This is a genomic window from Cupriavidus sp. GW823-FHT07A04 (assembly GCF_058794615.1).
The window spans coordinates 260,419-277,888 of record NZ_JBXAHA010000012.1; the positions used below are offsets into that span (position 1 = coordinate 260,419).

General features: G+C 62.2%; 12 protein-coding genes and 3 pseudogenes. 8 read left to right on the forward strand and 7 right to left on the reverse strand.

Going from position 1 to position 17,470, the window contains the following annotated elements; all coding sequences use genetic code 11:
- Positions 1-150: 150 nt before the first annotated feature.
- On the reverse strand, positions 151-1,173 hold the full coding sequence (locus AC1Q7Q_RS22205) for an aldo/keto reductase (protein WP_492371091.1): 1,023 nt from the start codon (positions 1,171-1,173) through the stop codon (positions 151-153).
- Between the two features lie 201 nt (positions 1,174-1,374).
- Between AC1Q7Q_RS22205 and AC1Q7Q_RS22210 the strand changes: the two are divergent.
- Positions 1,375-1,795: pseudogene (locus AC1Q7Q_RS22210) on the forward strand (Lrp/AsnC family transcriptional regulator).
- Between the two features lie 495 nt (positions 1,796-2,290).
- Here the strand turns inward: AC1Q7Q_RS22210 and AC1Q7Q_RS22215 are convergent.
- Positions 2,291-2,761 carry an Lrp/AsnC family transcriptional regulator gene (locus tag AC1Q7Q_RS22215; RefSeq protein ID WP_492371092.1) on the reverse strand — a complete coding sequence of 157 codons (471 nt, stop codon included), beginning with the start codon at positions 2,759-2,761 and terminating at the stop codon, positions 2,291-2,293.
- A 140-nt stretch (positions 2,762-2,901) separates the two neighbouring features.
- On the opposite strand from AC1Q7Q_RS22215, the gene AC1Q7Q_RS22220 reads away from it, so the two are divergent.
- From AC1Q7Q_RS22220 to AC1Q7Q_RS22240, 5 genes are read left to right on the forward strand one after another with little or no spacing between them, the layout of a single operon-like run.
- Positions 2,902-6,426 (forward strand): indolepyruvate ferredoxin oxidoreductase family protein, encoded by a 3,525-nt coding sequence (locus AC1Q7Q_RS22220; protein WP_492371093.1) that lies wholly within the window; start codon positions 2,902-2,904, stop codon positions 6,424-6,426.
- Positions 6,427-6,474: 48 nt separating this feature from the next.
- Entirely contained in the window at positions 6,475-7,686 is a 1,212-nt protein-coding gene (locus tag AC1Q7Q_RS22225; protein WP_492371094.1) for an aminotransferase-like domain-containing protein, read from the forward strand.
- A gap of 12 nt (positions 7,687-7,698) precedes the next feature.
- The gene (locus AC1Q7Q_RS22230; RefSeq protein WP_492371095.1) at positions 7,699-8,001 is read left to right on the forward strand and encodes a DUF1330 domain-containing protein; all 303 of its coding nucleotides are present in this window, start codon (positions 7,699-7,701) and stop codon (positions 7,999-8,001) included.
- The gene (locus AC1Q7Q_RS22235; protein WP_492371096.1) at positions 7,998-8,978 is read left to right on the forward strand and encodes a quinone oxidoreductase family protein; all 981 of its coding nucleotides are present in this window, start codon (positions 7,998-8,000) and stop codon (positions 8,976-8,978) included. The genes AC1Q7Q_RS22230 and AC1Q7Q_RS22235 overlap by 4 nt, the downstream gene beginning before the upstream one ends.
- Positions 8,975-9,337 carry a DUF1330 domain-containing protein gene (locus tag AC1Q7Q_RS22240; protein WP_492371097.1) on the forward strand — a complete coding sequence of 121 codons (363 nt, stop codon included), beginning with the start codon at positions 8,975-8,977 and terminating at the stop codon, positions 9,335-9,337. The genes AC1Q7Q_RS22235 and AC1Q7Q_RS22240 overlap by 4 nt, the downstream gene beginning before the upstream one ends.
- A gap of 313 nt (positions 9,338-9,650) precedes the next feature.
- Here the strand turns inward: AC1Q7Q_RS22240 and AC1Q7Q_RS22245 are convergent.
- Positions 9,651-9,987 (reverse strand): annotated as a pseudogene (locus AC1Q7Q_RS22245) (transposase domain-containing protein); the annotation flags it as partial.
- Positions 9,988-10,080: 93 nt separating this feature from the next.
- On the opposite strand from AC1Q7Q_RS22245, the pseudogene AC1Q7Q_RS22250 reads away from it, so the two are divergent.
- A pseudogene (locus AC1Q7Q_RS22250) lies at positions 10,081-11,608 on the forward strand (IS3 family transposase).
- Positions 11,609-11,844: 236 nt separating this feature from the next.
- Here AC1Q7Q_RS22250 and AC1Q7Q_RS22255 read toward each other — a convergent pair.
- Positions 11,845-12,651, reverse strand: coding sequence for an oxidoreductase (locus tag AC1Q7Q_RS22255; protein WP_492371098.1), 807 nt, complete (start codon positions 12,649-12,651; stop codon positions 11,845-11,847).
- A 220-nt stretch (positions 12,652-12,871) separates the two neighbouring features.
- Between AC1Q7Q_RS22255 and AC1Q7Q_RS22260 the strand changes: the two genes are divergently transcribed.
- Positions 12,872-13,435 (forward strand): TetR/AcrR family transcriptional regulator, encoded by a 564-nt coding sequence (locus AC1Q7Q_RS22260; protein ID WP_492371099.1) that lies wholly within the window; start codon positions 12,872-12,874, stop codon positions 13,433-13,435.
- A 1,053-nt stretch (positions 13,436-14,488) separates the two neighbouring features.
- Here the strand turns inward: AC1Q7Q_RS22260 and AC1Q7Q_RS22265 are convergent.
- Genes AC1Q7Q_RS22265 through AC1Q7Q_RS22275 form a run of 3 tightly spaced genes read right to left on the reverse strand, consistent with a single transcriptional unit; the run spans position 14,489 to position 16,916 of the window.
- A complete protein-coding gene (locus tag AC1Q7Q_RS22265; protein WP_492371100.1) occupies positions 14,489-15,076 on the reverse strand; it encodes an isochorismatase family protein in 588 nt (195 codons plus the stop codon).
- Between the two features lie 18 nt (positions 15,077-15,094).
- Entirely contained in the window at positions 15,095-15,832 is a 738-nt protein-coding gene (locus AC1Q7Q_RS22270; protein ID WP_492371101.1) for a pirin family protein, read from the reverse strand.
- Positions 15,833-15,842: 10 nt separating this feature from the next.
- A complete protein-coding gene (locus tag AC1Q7Q_RS22275; RefSeq protein WP_492371134.1) occupies positions 15,843-16,916 on the reverse strand; it encodes an alkene reductase in 1,074 nt (357 codons plus the stop codon).
- Positions 16,917-17,470: the final 554 nt, after the last annotated feature.

Here is a 17,470-nt window from a genome sequence, read left to right on the forward strand (position 1 = left end):
GTGTTGTCGGGATGGCAATTGTGTCCACGTGCATGCCTGTCGCAAGGACACCGGGCCCGGCGCGCGGGCCGCGCTATCGAAATGAAGGATAAAAAAATGGCCGGCATAAAGCCGGCCGGTCTCGGTGACGTCAGCTGTCAGTGAGGGATCCTAAACGTGCCCCAGCACCGGATGCGGTTCATACCCTTCCTCGAGCTGACGGACGTCATCAGGTGTGAGCCTCGCTTCCAGCGCGGCCACCGCCTGGTCCAGTTGGGCCGCCTTGCTGATGCCGATGACCGGAGCCGTCACTCCCTTGTGCAGTAGCCAGGCGTAGGCCAGTTCCGCATTGCTGATGCTCTTCTGGTAGGCCATGCGGGTGAGGTTGTCGACGACATTGAAATCCGATTCCCGGAAGTAGAATTTCTTGGCCAGATGATCGGTCTTTGCACGCTCGGTGTCGCCGAACCCCTCACGCTTGCGGTTGCCCGCGAGGAAGCCGCGGGCGAGCGGGCTCCATGGCAGCAGCGCTACCCCGGAGTCCTTGCACAAGGGATTCATCTCGCGCTCTTCCTCCCGGTACAGCAGGTTGTAGTGGTTCTGCATGCTGACGAACCGGCTCCACCCATTTTCCTTCGCCACCTGCTGGGCCTTCGCAAACTGCCACGCCCACATGCTGCTGGCGCCGAGATAGCGGACCTTGCCGGCCTTGACCACATCATGCAGGGCCTCCATCGTCTCCTCAATCGGCGTCTGCGTGTCGTAACGGTGGATCTGGTACAGGTCGATGTAGTCGGTACCCAGGCGCTGCAACGAAGCATCGACCGCATGGAAAATGCGCTTTCGGCTCAAGCCGTCCATGTTCGGCCTGCGCACGAACGAGGCCAGCCTGACGCCCTCGTAGGCAATATCCACTGGCTCGTAGACCTTGGTAGCGACCACGGCTTCTTCGCGCCGGCTGCCCGGAAACATCTCCTGCAGGAATTTGCCAGTCAGGACTTCCGACATGCCGGCCGAATACGTGTCGCCGGTGTCGAAGAAATTGATGCCAAGGTCAACGGCGCGTTTGACCAGGGGTCGGGATGCATCTTCATCCATGACCCAGGGACGCCACTCAGGGGTCCCGAATGTCAACATGCCGAGGCAGATGCGCGAAACCTTCAAGCCGGTCGTGCCGAGGCGGACGTATTCCATGCCTATGTCTCCAAGTCGTATGCATGACGGTCCGAGGATCGGAGCGAAGGCATCGCTTTCCGCACCGTCCGTCGGGTCGAGCGATTGGCTGAGCACTATGCATGCCAGCCGGGGATGCGCCCTCCCCAGGTCGATCAGGCACGTTCAGAAGCCGCCGCTGTGGTGTCGGCATGTACGCATGGAAGGCAGGGCTGTCCGCACATGTGCGCGCGGAAGACAGTGGGGCGCTGTTTGCAGAACGTGGATCTGGCCAAGCGGGTGGGACTATCTCCGTCGCCCTGTTTGCGGCGCGTCAGGCTGCTGGAGGAGGCAGGGGACATCGAGCGCTACGTTGCGGTAGTGAACCCGGTGAAGGTTGGTGGCGGCCATCAAGGACATGCCCGAGGTGACGGAGTGTCACCTGATGGCGGGCGACTGCGACTTTCTCTTGCGCGTCGTGAGCCAGGATCTGGATGCGTACCGGCAGTTTCAGATGCCCCATCTTGCCCGGTTGAAAGCCGTCCAGAACGTCAAGAGCGAAATTCCAATGCAGCGGATCAAGCAGACTTCCACAATCCTGCTTTTAAGCGTGGCGGGATGCCGCTGCCACAAGCCGGGGGGCGAAGTTGTCGAGCGCCTGTGACACGCCTTGCGAACACCGTTTCCCTCTTCAGGGCCCCTCTCCGGGGGGGGGGAGGGGAGTCACGCTGTCTTTACGCCCCAGGTAAAAAGGGCTGGGGACAAAGGAGAATCCTCCATTCAAAAGAATTCACGCCCACACCAAGATATGACCGCGCACTAGGCGGATTTCATCCCTGGAGGTGGGTTTGACAAAGCTCGGGTCTTGAAAGGTCAGATGGCGCAGCCAGTTTGACCGCGCGAGCGACTTCAGCAAGCGTCATGCCAGACACCAACGCTTGTGTTCCGCTACGGATAAAGGGAGAGCCGGTAATCGTCTGAAAGACATGTGTGTCGTCAGAAACGACACTGTGTCGTTCAGAAGGACAGCGCCACCGAGTGGTAGAGCAGATTGCGGAGACGTGATGCGTGGCGCTGGCTGAAGATAAGCCGATTGCCTCCTGGGTCAGCTTCGGCTGATCCCCCAATGCGCCAGCATCACGCTGGCTATCAGCCCGCGCTACAGCAATGGAGACGTACGGTTCAGGACGGTCTTGAGCGCAAAGCTGGATCGAATGTGCTCAACGCCCCGGATGCGTGTCAGCGTCTTGGTCAGGAAATTCTGGTACGTGCCCATATCGGGCACCACCACTCGCAGAATGAAGTCGGCGTCGCCGGTCATCGTAAAACAGCTCATGACCTCTGGGGCGACAACAATCTCCTTCTCGAAGCGGGCGATCGCGGTTTCTGACTGGTTCTCGAGCGTCACTGCCACAAATACGTTGAGTTCACCGACCAGCTTACTTTCGTCGAGCTGCGCCACATAGCCGCGGATATATCCCTGCTCTTCAAGCCTATGGACGCGCTTGAGGGTCGGCGTCAGTGACAGTCCGATCCGTTCCGACAATTCACGCCAGCTCAGCCGACCGTCGCGCGCTAGCTCTCGCAGGATTTGCAGGTCGGTTTTATCGAGATTGTGAACATAGTTCATTTGATCTATTCGTGACCATTACGATAGTTCAAACATACTACAAAATAGCCGAAAAGTAATTCACTTTAGTGCAGATCGATCGGTGCTGGAATCTAAACTAACTCATCCATTATCAAGACGAAATTCCCCCGGAGGTCCGCGTGGTTACTCAAGCGAGGTTGCTCAGTGCATCGGGTTCGGCTGCAGCCGAGCAGCGAACATTCCTGACCGGCATACAAGCACTGGTTCGTCTGCCGATGATACAGCGTGAGCTCGACCGTGTGCGTGGCCTGCATACCGCCGGGCTGGTGTCCGGCTATCGCGGGTCGCCATTAGGCGCATACGATCAGCAACTTTGGAAGGCGTCAAAGCAACTCGCTGCCCATGATGTGGTGTTCCAGCCCGGCCTCAACGAGGATCTCGCCGCCACTGCGCTATGGGGTGCGCAAATGCACAAGGCCTTCGGCGAAACCACAGCTGACGGCGTCTTCGGCATCTGGTACGGCAAAGGGCCGGGCGTAGACCGGACGGGTGACGTGTTCCGTTGCGCCAACATGCTCGGTACGTCGAAACTGGGCGGCGTGCTTGCTGTTTCCGGCGACGATCACGCAGCGCAGTCTTCCACCTTTCCCCACCAGACCGATGGCATCTTCCATTCGGCATCGATTCCCGTCTTGCAGCCGGGCAATGTGCGTGAAGTCATCGAGCTTGGCCTGGCCGGGATCGCGATGTCGCGATACACCGGGCTATGGGTGTCTCTGAAGACCATCGCAGAGGTGGTTGAGACCGCCGCCACTGTTGATCTCGGCGGATGGCCGACCTTCGTCGAACCGGCGGACTTCGCCGTGCCCGCCCACGGGCTTAACTGGGATCCGGGCGTGGCCTGGCCGGCTCAGCGGGCAGAACTAGAGCGGCGCCTCATCGAAGAACGTCTGCCCGCTGCACGGGCGTGGGCAAGGGCCAACCGACTTGACCGCGTGGTGGTCGAGGCACCCGACAGGCGGCTTGGGATCGTCACTGTTGGCAAGGCGCACCAGGATCTGATGCAGGCGTGCCGCGATCTTGGCCTGAGCGATGCGGACCTCCGCGCCATGGGTATCTCGGTCTACAAGGTGGCGATGAGCTGGCCGCTCGAAACCGATGGCGCGTGTGCCTTCGCGGCGGGGCATCAGGAAGTGCTCGTGGTGGAGGAGAAGCGCGCCAACGTCGAGGTCCAGCTCAAGCAGGCGCTGTTCCACCAGCCTGCTTCGCGGCGCCCCCTCGTGACTGGCAAGACTGACGCCGATGGTGGTGCGTTGCTGCCCGAGATATCGGAGCTGAGTGCACACCGCGTAGCTGGTGTGCTGGTGCGACGCATACTGGCAAACGGCATCGACGCGCCCTGGTTGCAGGAGCGCCTCGCCGTGCTCGACGCCGCCGCAAAGAAGCCCGCAGCTGCGGTCATCCCCATTCGCCGGCCTTATTTTTGCTCCGGCTGTCCGCACAACACGTCGACGCGCACGCCGGTTGGTTCGATCAGCAGCGGCGGGATCGGTTGCCACGTTATGGCGATTTCCCAGCCGGAACTGAAGACCAAGGTGATGAGCCACATGGGCGGTGAAGGCGCGCAGTGGATCGGCGCGGCCCCGTTCTCCAAGACCGCGCACGTGTTCCAGAACCTCGGCGACGGCACCTACCAGCACTCTGGCCTGCTTGCCATCCGTGCCGCCGTGGCGGCGAAGACCAACATCACCTACAAGATCCTCTACAACGACGCGGTTGCGATGACCGGCGGGCAGCCCGCCGAGGGCGTGAACGATCCCGCCCGCATCACGCGGCAACTGCACGCGGAAGGCGTGGGACGAATCGCCCTGGTGACCGATGATCCCGCGCGATGGCAGGGCGAGAAGGCGCTGGCGCCGAGCGTGGAGGTCTTCCATCGCGACCAGCTTGACGCGGTGCAGCGCGAACTCAGGAGCATCACGGGCGTTACGGCGATCGTCTACGAGCAGACCTGTGCAGCGGAGAAGCGCAGGCGCCGCAAGCGGAAGGAGATTCCGGACCCGGATCGCCGCCTATTCATCCATCAGCAGGTTTGCGAAGGGTGTGGCGACTGCTCGGTGCAGTCGAACTGCATCTCCATCGAGCCGCTCGAGACTGCGCTCGGGCGCAAGCGCACCATCAACCAGAGCGCCTGCAACAAGGACTTCTCCTGCGTCAAGGGCTTCTGCCCCAGCTTCGTCGAAGTCGAGGGCGTGGCGCTGCGCAAGCCGGACAAGCGCAAGCTGGCTAGCCAGGAGGCCGAGCTCGTGGGAACACTGCCAACGCCGGCACTGCCGACGCTGGAGGAGCCGTTCAACATCTACATCACCGGCATCGGCGGCACCGGTGTGCTGACGATGGGCGCCTTGCTGGGCGCGGCGGCCAGCGTTGATGACCTGGCGGCTACGGTGCTCGATTTCACTGGCATGGCGCAGAAGAACGGCGCCGTAGTCAGCCAGGTGCGCATTGCCATGGCCGACTTCCAGATTCCGGCCTCGCGCATCGGCGAAGGGAAGGCCGACCTGTTGCTGGGGGCCGACCTGGTGGTGTCTGCCGCAGTCGACTCGCTGACTCGGCTGGCGCCGGTACGCACTGCCGCCGTCCTCAACCTCGCGGAGACGCCCACGCCGGACGTGATCCGCGACCGCGATGCCGCGTTGCCGGTCAGGTTGATGCATGACCGGGTCCGCAGCCGGTGCAAGAGCGAATCATTCCATGCCATCGATGCTGGCGAGCTGGCGCAGCGCATTTTTGGGGATACCTTGCCCACGCATACGCTGATGCTTGGCTATGCGTGGCAGAAGGGGCTGGTCCCGTTGAGCCACACAGCGATCGAACAGGCGATCGAGCGCAATGGCGCGGCCGTCGAGATGAACAAGTCGGCATTCAACTGGGGGCGCATTGCCGCTGCGAGGCCAGAGGCGCTGGATGGCATCGCGCAGCCCTCGATGGGGGCGTCGCCGGAGGCGGCCTCGCTGGACGCGCTGCTCGATCTGCATCGACGGCAACTCGTCGCATACCAGGGAAGCGATTATGCAAAGAAGTATCTTGACCTGATTGCTCTAGTAAGGGCGGCCGAGAATCAGGCCAAGCCAGGCAGCGAAGTGCTGGCCGAGGCTGTGGCTCGCAGTGCCTACAAGCTGATGGCCTACAAGGACGAATACGAGGTGGCCCGCCTGTATACAGCACCGCCATTTCGGGAATCGTTGCACCAACAGTTTTCGCAGGCGGACAAGGTATCGATCTGGCTGGCGCCGCCGCTGCTGTCCCGTACCGATCCGAAGACCGGACGGCCCCGCAAGCGCAAGTTCGGCCCATGGGTCTTCCCAGTGCTCAAGGCGGTATCCGCCATGCGGAGCTTGCGCGGAACGCCGCTGGATGTCTTCGGCTACACCGCCGAGCGGCGTGCGGAGCGAGGCCTCGTCGCGGAATATTTCCACGACATCCGCAAGGTTTGCTGGCGGCTCACGCCGGAGACGCTCGAGCAGACAGTCGAGTTTGCGGCGCTGCCGATGGACATTCGCGGCTTCGGCCCGGTGAAGGCGCAGGCCATGGCAGCCCATGCCGCACGGCGTGCCGCAGCGCTGGCGGTGCTGGGAGGGCAGGTAGGCGGCGCTGGTAGCGACAGCGGCAGGCCGCCGCGCAGCAACGTCAACGCCGCCTGAGCAGGGCGGGCACGCAAAAGGGTAGAGCATCCACAGTAGACCATCGACATGCAAAGCAACCACATCCAATTCTCGCGCCGGGCGCAGGCACTGACCAGTTCGGTGATCCGTGAAGTCCTGAAACTCACGGAGAAGCCCGAAATCATCTCGTTCGCAGGCGGTCTTCCGTCCGCCCAGACTTTCCCCGTGGCAGCGCTGCAGGCCGCCAGCGAGCGCTTGTTCGCTGACTCACCCACAGCGTCGCTGCAGTACGCACCAACCGAGGGTTTGCAGCCGCTGCGCCAGTGGGTCGCAAATAAGCACGGCGTGGACTCGGCCAATGTGCTGATCACCACGGGCTCACAGCAGGCATTGGACCTGTTGGCCAAGGTCTTCATCGACCCCGGCAGCAAAGTCCTGGTGGAGGCGCCGACCTACCTCGGCGCATTGCAGGCGTTCTCGCTTTCCGAGCCGAGCTATACCGAGGTCCCGACTGACGAGCAGGGCCTGCAGCCGGAGGCACTGACTGAAAGTCTAGCGGGCGGCGCCAGGTTCCTGTACACGATCCCGAACTTCCAGAATCCGACGGGGCGCCGGCTGCCACTGGATCGCCGCGAGGCGTTGGTGACGCGTGCCAAGGCGCTGGGCGTTCTGCTGGTCGAAGACAATCCTTATGGCGAGTTACGCTACAGCGGTTCGCCACTACCGTCTCTGCATTCGTTGAACCCGGAAGGCGTGATCTACATGGGGTCGTTCTCCAAGATCCTGGCGCCTGGCCTGCGACTGGGCTACATGCTGGCACCGCCGGTGATCCACGCGAAGCTGGTGCAGGCAAAGCAGGCTTCGGACCTGCACACGCCCAGCTTCACCCAGCGCGTGGCCTATGAAGTCCTCAGGACCGGCATGCTCGACAGCCATATCACATCGATTTGCGATCTTTACGGCAAGCACTGCGCGGCTATGCTGGATGCGCTGACGCGGCACATGCCAGCAGGGGTACGGTGGAGCCGGCCTGAGGGGGGGATGTTCATCTGGGTCGAACTGCCGGAAGACATCGACGCCATGGCCTTGCTCGAGGCAGCGGTCGCCAGGAACGTGGCATTCGTTCCCGGCGCGCCGTTCTATGCCATCACGCCGCGCAGCAATACGCTGCGGCTCGCCTTTGTCACAGTGCCGCCGGAGAAGATCGAGGAGGGCATCGCAAGGCTGGGCGCGCTTGTTACGCAATTCGTGCACGCGGGCCAGCCGGCAGAGCCGGTGCAGGTGCAGGCTTGCCAATAAGGGGGAGTAGTCATGCGTAAAGGCTACTGGATCGCATTGGTCGATGTCACCGATGTCGACGGCTACAAAGGCTATATCGTTGCCAACAAGGCAGTGTTCGACAAGTTCGGCGGGCACTTCATCATCCGCAACGGGGAGAAGGAGGTGGTGGAGGGATCGCTGCGTTCGCGCGTGGTGGTGATCGAATTCAAGGACTATCAGACCGCCCTGGCTTGCTATCGGTCGCCCGAGTATCGGGCGGCGATGTCCCTGCGCCAACCCTTTTCGCAGGGAGACATTGTCGTGATCGAAGGGTACGAGGAGCTGCCGGCATGAGTAAAACCCAGGCGATCAGGATCCACGAGACCGGTGGACCGGAAGTCATGCAGTGGGTTGACGTGGCGCTGGCCGAACCCCGTGCCGGCGAGGTTCAGGTGAGGCATCATGCAGTGGGGGTCAACTTCATCGACGTCTACTTCCGTACGGGTTTGTATCCGATGCCGCTCCCTGGTGGGATCGGCATGGAGGCAGCAGGCGTGGTCACTGCCGTCGGGGATGGCGTCACCGGCTTCCAGGTAGGCGACCGCGTGGCGTATGCCGGCAGCGTGCCGGGCTCGTACGCCCTGGAACGGTCGGTGCCGGAAGGGGAATTGATCCATATACCGGCCGGTGTGGATTTCGAGGAGGCCGCCGCGGTAACCCTGCAGGGTCTGACGACGCAATACCTGCTGCGCCGAGCCTATCGCGTGAAGGCTGGCGACACGATCCTGATCCACGCTGCTGCAGGAGGGGTGGGGTTGCTGGCGTGCCAATGGGCCAGGGCCCTTGGCGCGAAAGTCATCGGCACGGTCAGTTCCGAGGAAAAGGCGGAATTGGCCCGGGTAAACGGGTGCGATTTTCCCATAGTCTATTCCCGCGAGGACTTCGTCCAGCGAGTGCGCGATATCACCGGCGGGGCGGGTGTGCCGGTAGTGTATGACTCCGTCGGCAAGGACACCTATGTCGGTTCGCTTGACTGCCTGGCGCCGCTTGGCACGTTCGTCAGCTTCGGCAATGCATCAGGCACGCTGCCTCCGATCGAGGCCTTTGAATTTACCAGGCGAGGGTCGCTCTTCTTCACGCGGCCGCAGTTGTTCCACTATGCCGCCCGCCGCGCAGATCTCGACGACATGGCCGCCGACCTGTTCTCCATGATGCAAAGCGGCGCGGTCAAGGCGAATATCGGCGGCCGTTATGGATTAGCGGACGCTGTCCAGGCGCATCGCGCCCTAGAGGGCAGAAAGACGACCGGATCCAGCATCCTGATCCCATGATTACCCAGCAACATCTCACCGAAAACAGCCAGGAGCAACACATGCCCAAGGGATATTGGATTGGCGAGGTAGAAATTACCGACCAGGAGAAGTTCGCAGCCTACAGCGAGGCCAACCAGATCGCCTATCGCAAGTATGGCGGGCGCTATCTGATCCGGGGCGGCGAGGCAGCGGTGGTGGAAGGCAGCTTCCGCTCGCGCCTTGTGGTGATCGAGTTCGACGACTACGAAACGGCGCTTGCCTGCTACCAATCGCCGGAGTACCAGACTGCTGCGGCCTTGCGTAAGGCGGGATCAATCGGAGACGTAGTGGTAGTCGAAGGCTATGCCGGGGTGCAACCGGAGGAAACACGCCGGTAATGCCGGCAAAGGCTTGTCATTGTTTTGCTCCCGCGTCCCGCGCTTACGCCGGGCGAGATGCGGCGGCCAGGGGGCTGCTTCCAATGCAGAAGCGGTGCGGGTGCCAAGCCCGCTTTCGCGGCGCTGACGCAAGACCCGTTGCCCCTGGCTTTTCTGTCGGCTCGGACCCTGGCGAAGGGTTGAGCAATCAGAGGGTGAGACCAGGACGTTGCGCGCAATCCATCCTTCGATTCTCTTCCCGCCGTTCCGCAAGCGTCGTGCCGAGAAATGTAAGAGCGTTCGCACTCCCTGAGATCCGCTCGGCAATGGTGGGACCCCCGCAGTCCGCGCAACGCTCCGCGGACACGGGCAGGTGCACCTGGACGTCGCGTGGGAGATGCGAGGGCAGCGGCCTGCGCTGTGCCGGCTCAGGCAGTATGCGCGAAGCACGGCCGATCCTGATCGGCGCTGCGCCCTCATCCGCCTCGTTCTTCCAGTCGTAGTTCGAGCTGCTCGATCTGGTGGTCCAGATTTTCCGACTTGCGGCCGAACTGCATGCGACGCAGTTTCGCGATGAGCAGCTTCAGGTGCTCGATCTCGATGGTGCGCTCACTGAGCTGGTCTACCGGGTCCGTCACACGCTGGCGCTCGACGCCACTCCACCAGAGCACCCCCCCGTGCCAATATGACGTGCGTCACCTATCCCTGATAAATTAGTGAGCAACGAGGTAGGTATGACCGTCAACAACTCATCCAAGGCAACGATGACTGCCGTCAAGAATGTGTCCGATCCGGGCGCAACGCAAGGAGCCCGTAGGGCGACTGAAGAGGCGCCCGGATCGGCGACGCTGGCGTCAGCGTCCGGCACCGATTCAGAGGTCGTTGCCCGCGCTCGACGCAGGCAATTTTCCAACGCCGACAAGCGCCGCATACTGGAGGCGGCTGACCGCTGCACCAAGCCCGGAGAGATCGGCGCGCTGATGCGCCGTGAAGGCGTGTACTCGTCATCCTTGAGCACGTGGCGGCGCCAGCGCGAGGCTGCCGAACTGGCTGCCCTTGCCCCACAAAAGCGCGGACCCAAATTCGACGAGAATCGGGCCGAGGCGCGGCACATCACGCAGCTCACACGCGAGCGCGATCACCTCAGGAGCCGACTCGACAAGGCCCTGCTGGTGATCGAGGTCCAAAAAAAACTTGCAGCCTTGCTGGGCAATCCGATCGACGACGACACCGACAAGCCGTAATGGCGGCTGTGCAAGAGCTCACTCCGGCCCTGGGCGCGAGCGCGGCCTGCCATGCCCTGGGCGTACCGCGCGGCACGCCTGCCCGGCAGCGGGCCCACCTGCGTCGCATGGCCTTCATCGGTCCACTGCCACGGTCCACCGCCCGGCCCCGGCCACCGTTGGCTCTGGACGCCCTGGAAAACCAGGTGCTGCTGGACACCCTTAACAGCGAGCGCTTCGCCGACACCGCGCCGGCGGCGCTACACGCCACGTTGCTCGACGAGGGCCGCTACCTGGGCTCGGTGCGCACCATGTACCGGTTGCTGGCGGCCAATGGCGGCTCGCGCGAGCGACGCAACCAGCTTGTCCATCCGGCCTACGTCAGGCCTGAGTTGCTGGCGCGCGCGCCTAACCAGGTGTGGTCGTGGGACATCACCAAACTCAAGGGGCCAGCCAGGTGGACGTGCTTCCACCTCTACGTCATCCTGGACATCTTCAGCCGCCATGTCGTGGGCTGGTTGATCGCGGGCGCGAGAGCGCGGAGCTCGCTGAACAGCTCATCGCCGACAGCGTGGCACGCCACGATATCGCCCCCGGCGTGCTCACGCTTCATGCCGATCGCGGTGCCAGCATGCGCTCTAAACCGGTGGCCGCGTTGCTGGTCGACCTGGACATCACCAAAAGCCACAGCCGGCCTCACGTATCTGACGATAATCCCTTCTCGGAGTCGCAGTTCAAGACGATGAAGTACCGCCCGGACTTCCCCGCGCGCTTCGGCTGCATTGAGGATGCGCGCGCCCACTGTCAGACGCTCTTCGCCTGGTACAACACCGTGCATCGGCACTCGAGCATCGGATTCATGACGCCGCACAGCGTTCATTATGGGCTCGCCCAGGACTTGCACCTCACCCGTCAGGCAGCACTCGACACAGCATTCCGGGCGTCCCCAAACAGGTTTAAAGGGCGTCGCCCTGAACCACCGCGGCTGCCCACAGCAGTCTGGATCAACCCGCCGCCATCGGAGGCCATTACCCCAAACACACCACAGCCCGGCACAGTAAATTCATGAAGCCAGGTGACGCAAAGTCATTGACACGTTCCGCGCGCTAGCGACATCCTCGACGACAGCAGTGCTTGCACAACCTCGCGCTTGTACTCGGCCGGGAAGCGTCGCCTTGGCTCCCTACGGTAACCATCCTGATCCTTAGCAGACTCCGACATAGGTCCCCACCTATCGTTTGGTGGAAACCTATTGTGCTTATCAACGCTTCACCGTCTAGACGGTACTGGGCGGACGCTTACCTATTAGACGAGGCCAAACGCTTTTCGCACGCTCGAGTCGAACATTTTTGTGGGCACGAAACGCCGCAGCTTGCTCAGCAGTGCCGCTTCACCCTTGGGAGCCCAACGCATACGCCACGGACCGGCAACTGCCTCGACAATCACTCCCGCAACGTAGTCAGGTCCCGGCGCGCCGGTCAGCTTCTTCGCAAATGCCTCGGTAGAACTAATTCGATCCTTGTCGTAGTCGGTGATTGTCGCGACTGGGCGTGCGGACTGGGCATCAAGATTTGTGCGCGTATAAGCCGGTTCGACGATGGACACGCGCACATTGAAACGGCGTACTTCGTGATCCAGCGACTCGGAAAACCCTTCCAGGGCATGCTTGGATGACGTGTAGTGCCCCAAGTAGGGACCCGGAACAAAGCCGAGTACTGAACTGATGTTCACAATCCGACCGGAGCGCTGGGCTCTCATGTGCGGAAGCACGGCCTGCGTTACGCGAAATGCGCCAAACACGTTTGTTTCAAAAAGCGCTTTGACCTGGGCGACCGATGCTTCCTCCATTGCGCCGAGCAGTGATGTTCCAGCGTTGTTGACCAGCACGTCGACACGGCTTGCTCGTTCAAGGGCTTGCTGGACGCCGCGTTGCACGGAATCATCATCGCTGACATCCATCTCGATAAACTCTACGCCAGCCAATGCAGGGGCCTTGGCGAGATTGCGCGCGGTGCCGAATACTCGGAATCCGCTTTCGGCGAGCTTTTTTGCGGCGGCGGTTCCGATTCCGGATGATGCTCCGGTAACAATGGCGACTTGTTGTTTGGACATGTGAAGTTCCTCTATCGACGTGACGTTGGCTGATGAGGCGACTGTCTCGCGCGCCCGGGCAGAGCCGAGGCCCTCAGGCTCACGACCTGGTCCTGGCGGGGACCGACAGCGTCATGCGTCAAGCATTTATACATGATGATCATCATGCTTGGATGCAAGTATGATAGGCATCATCTTTAGAGTCAAGCATGACCTTTCATCAACGGAGAAGCACAGAGTTATGCGCTACCCAGCCCATGTGACCGCCCAGCGGCACCAAAAAATCATCGAGGAGGCCTCTCGGCTGTTCAGGGCCAAGGGCGTAGCCGGCGCCAGCATTGGGGATGTCATGAAGGCATCCGGCCTGACGCACGGTGGCTTTTACGCACATTTCAACTCCAAGGAAGCGTTGGCGTGCGCAAGCCTTGAACATGCAATGGAGCAAACTCTTGAAGAGGTGCGTCGCGTGGCGAACTACGGAGAGAATCGTAAAGCGGAGTTTCTCTCTAGCTATCTGAGTGCGGCGCATCGCGATCATCCGGAAGCCGGATGTGCGTTGGCAGCATTCGTGGTCGACGTCGCACGCGAACCGGCGATGCGCAGTAGCTTCACCAGTCGGTTAAAGGCCATGATCTCGGCTTTGGGGGATAGCCTCCCCTGGAGGCGTGGTAGACCGAAAGAGAGCCAAGTGATTTGCTTCACGGCTGCGATGGTCGGAGCGGTCATGATAGCGCGCGCAGTCGATGACCCGGAACTCTCGGAATTCGTACTAGCGTCAGTACAAAACGAACTGTTGGCTCGTTGACAACGATGTAACCTTCGGCGCGGCCGTAGAAGGCCTTTTGGCCCGTTTCGGCAAACGGCCACACGACAGCACGAGACCCGTAATACGACCAGAGCGATTGGGCTGCACATCAAGGCGGAATGGGCGGTGCCTCGGTTTTTTCGACCAACCAGCTTTGGTTGGCACAGCTCGCGAGGTTCCAAGGACGCGCCTGCTGAGTTCGGCGTTGCCGCTACGACATATCGCCAACGCCGAGAAGAGCCGCCGCGTATTACGGCCCCCCACCGGCGCCGCGACGAACTCAAGAAAGCCATCGAATGCCGGCGGCAGGGATTGCGGCTGCCAATTAAGAAGGTTGCACCGGCAGCACGCCGCCCCAGAGCAGTTCTGTGCAGTCCTCGAAGGTACGCCGCTGCGCGCCTGTTCTATCGCAGGTAACCCCCGGTAGACGGGCCCTTCGTTCGTGATGGCGGTAGTGGCGCTCTTGAGCACCGGCTCTCCACCGATCCGCAGCGCTCGCTGAGCCATTTGCACGCGAGGGCGGTCCTTGCGTCTACGCATCTGCAATACCTCGACATCCTGTCGATAGTACAGACTTCCCTTGCTACCCGGTGGCGCACTGACCACACGGATGAATCCGCGGCTAACGTACGAGTAGAGCGTCTGCGACTTGATCCCAAGCATCGCCATGGCGGCCCTGGCATCGATCAGTTCGCTGGGACCGTCCCCCTGTCTTCCTGGTTTGCTTTCATCGTCATTGATGCTCTTGCCAGCCGTCAGCACTGCAGCACGTGAAGTTCCTGGTCGGACAGCACTTCGTGCGGCGGTATGCCAGCGCCCAGAATGCAAGTCGGATTCTGATGTTCGTCATTGCTGCATTTCAGGAGGCATCGCTAAGAGAGGTCGACTGGACGTTTAGAACTTCATTTGATTCCCAAAGCACACGACGCCGGGAACACCGGCTTCTGCGCGCTGTGCGGCGAGCGCGATGCCTTCACGTTGTCGCTCGCGGATAGGCCGCACCGCCAACCCATCGGAGTAGCACCTCTGGCTTGGCAAGAGGTGCTCACTCTTTTAGCCCTGCAATGCGGGCATTACCACTTCCTGCATAATATGCATCCCTTCGGGCGTGCTCCAACTGCCCGCAAGCTCAGCAACCACCTGATTCGTACTGGAGAGCGTGACGCCGTTCTTTTCCATGCGACGCAAGGCCATGTCATCGCTGATTTTGCTCGGCGAGCCGCCGGCATCGGCGATGACTTGCACTTCGTAGCCGTCGCGCACCAGGCTCAGTGCCGGAAACACCGTGCAAACGTCGTTGGTGACGCCAGCGATGATGAGCTTCTGGCGCCCGGTCGCTTTGACGGCCGCAGCGAAGTTCTCATCGTCCATCGCGTTGACGATACCGACGCGCTTGATGCGGGCAGCGAACTCGGCCGGCAGGATGGTTTCCAGTTCGTTCAGCAGCGGCCCCTGTGCGTATTCCTCCATGCTGGAGGTCAGCACGACCGGCATCTTCAGGATTTGGGCGGTCTTGGCCAGCATCAGCGCATTGCGCTTCATCTCCTCGAAGGGGATGGAATTTACCCAGCCCATGGTGCCGACCTGGTGGTCGATCAACAGAAGCGCGGCGTTATCGCCAGTGAATCGTTCGAAAGTCATGATGAGACTCCTTTGTGGTCAGGTTGCAGTGGCGTGCAGCGGCGGGCCGGCAAAGAGCATGACCTTGGTGCTGCAGTGGAGCGCTTGAAGCGTGATCGCGTGGGGCGCGTCCTGCGCCGGAGAGACGGGGAGCTTGAGATCGTTGTGCCCGAAGTCCTGACCGGCCACCCTCACCGTGCCGAAGATCGGCATGACGAAGGCGCAATGGCCCGCTGCGACGGGCACGGTCAGTTCGGCACCTTCCTCCAGTGAAATGTCGAGCATCGTCACTTCGGTCGGCGGGTTCAGTGGGGAACGTGCGTCCCGGAAGCTTCCCACGGGCACGCGCACCTTGGCGCCCGGCAACTGCACAACCGGTACGTCCTGCGGTTCCAGGGTCAAGGCGAAAGGCGCAATGCCCTGTTGCTTCGGCGCGAGGTTGACAAAGATTTGCAGCGAATGGACGGTCTTGCCGGTCTCGGCCGGAACTTCCTCGTGGACGATGCCGCTTCCGGCTGTCGTCCAGTGCAGGCCACCGGGCCGGATCAGGTTGCGGGTACCGAGCGAGTCACGGTTGTCGATGCCCGTTTCCGAATCGAGGAACAGGTACGACACCGCCGAGAAGCCGGCATGGGGATGCGGCGGAAAGGTCGGCGCGCTCATCCAAGCATGATCGACCCCGATGAAGGGATCGATCAGCGCGGCCACGCCGCGCAGGCCATAGGCCCGGAAGTGGCTGCCGTGGTTGGCGCGCTGGAGCGGGGCAATGACGGACATGATGGTGGCCTCAGGCGGCTTGGGCTTCGCTCAAGGTCGGGTAATCGGTGTAGCCCTGCGCCGTACCGCCGAAGAAACCATTGCGGTCCGCCTCGTTCATCGGCGCGCTGTCCTTCAACCGGGCGACGAAATCGGGGTTCGCAAGAACCATCTGGCCGTAGGCTTCCAGGTCGGCCAGCCCCGACGCCAGGTCGGCCCCGATCTGCTCACGCGGGCGGCCCGGCCGGTTCAGGATCAGCGTGCCTTTCCAAAGCTTGCGGATCTCGGCCAGCAGCGGTTCGTTGCCCTGGTGCATGATGTGCAGGTAGGCCAGCCCCAGCTTGTCGAGTTCAGCGACCAGGTAGCGGTAGAGATCCGGTCCTTCAGCGCCTTCGTCGATGCCCCACATCGTTGTGCCGGGTGACAGGCGGATGGCCGTCCTGTCCGCGCCGATTTCCTCGGCGATCGCGGTGGCCACCTCAATGGCAAAGCGGGCGCGGTTCGCGATCGAGCCACCGTATTCGTCGGTGCGCGTGTTGGCACTCGGGGCGAAGAACTGCTGAATCAGGTAGGCGTTCGCGCCGTGGATTTCGACGCCATCGACGCCGGCCTCAATCGCGCGGCGCGCCGCGTAGCGGAAATCCTGGACGGTCTGGCGCACGTCCTCGGTGGAGAGCGCACGCGGCACGGGAATGTCCTGCATGCCCTTGGCCGTAAACATCGGCGTGCCCGGGGCGATGGCCGAAGGCGCGACGCCCTGGCGATGATGCGGCGTGTTGTCGGGGTGCGACATGCGCCCGGCGTGCATGAACTGGATGAAGAGGTGACCAGCTCTGGCATGCACCGCATCGGTGGTCTGCTTCCAGCCGGCGACATGCGCGTCGGTGTAGATGCCCGGCGTGGTCAGGTAACCCTGCCCGTCGTCCGAGGGCTGGGTGCCTTCGGTGACGATCAGGCCGACGCCGGCGCGCTGGGCGTAATACTCGGCGGCCAGTTCGCCCGGCGTGCCGTCGTACTGGGCTCGGCTGCGGGTCATCGGTGCCATGACCAGGCGGTTTTGCAGAGTGTAGCGACCGACGCGGACGGGATCGAACAGTTTGCTCATGATGGAATCCTTGAATGTGGTGTATGGGTAAAGAGGCCGACTCGCTTTCCACGAAGCCGTAGCCTGGATACCTGTGCGGGCCACTAACGTTTCTGACGCGGCCATGAACTCGCGGATGTGCTCGTCGGTCAGTCCTGCCGACGGCAGGATGGCCTGGCCCTTGTTGTTGAACATCGCGCCGCTGTGGCCTTCGATGTCGCGTGTGAGCAGCAGCGGCATAATGCGCCGGGCATAGGTGTCAGCGGTGGGTGTCAGCAGCCCAATCAGCGTCTCCATCACCCGCGACTTCAGCGAGTCCTTGCCGAAGAAGTTGTCGCGGATGTTGGTCTTGATGAGGCCGGGGTTCAGGCCGAAGGACGTGGCGTGCGGATAACGCTTGGCCGCATCGAGCACGAGCATTTCGTTGCCGGCGACGGTGTTCATGTGCACCGGCATCGCCTTGTAGGACCTCTCGGCATTGAGGTCGTCCGGCGTGCCGATCTGGCCGCCGCCGGGATAGCCCATGAGGAACACGCGCGGCTTCATAGACGACTTGGGACGCTGCGTGCCCAGCC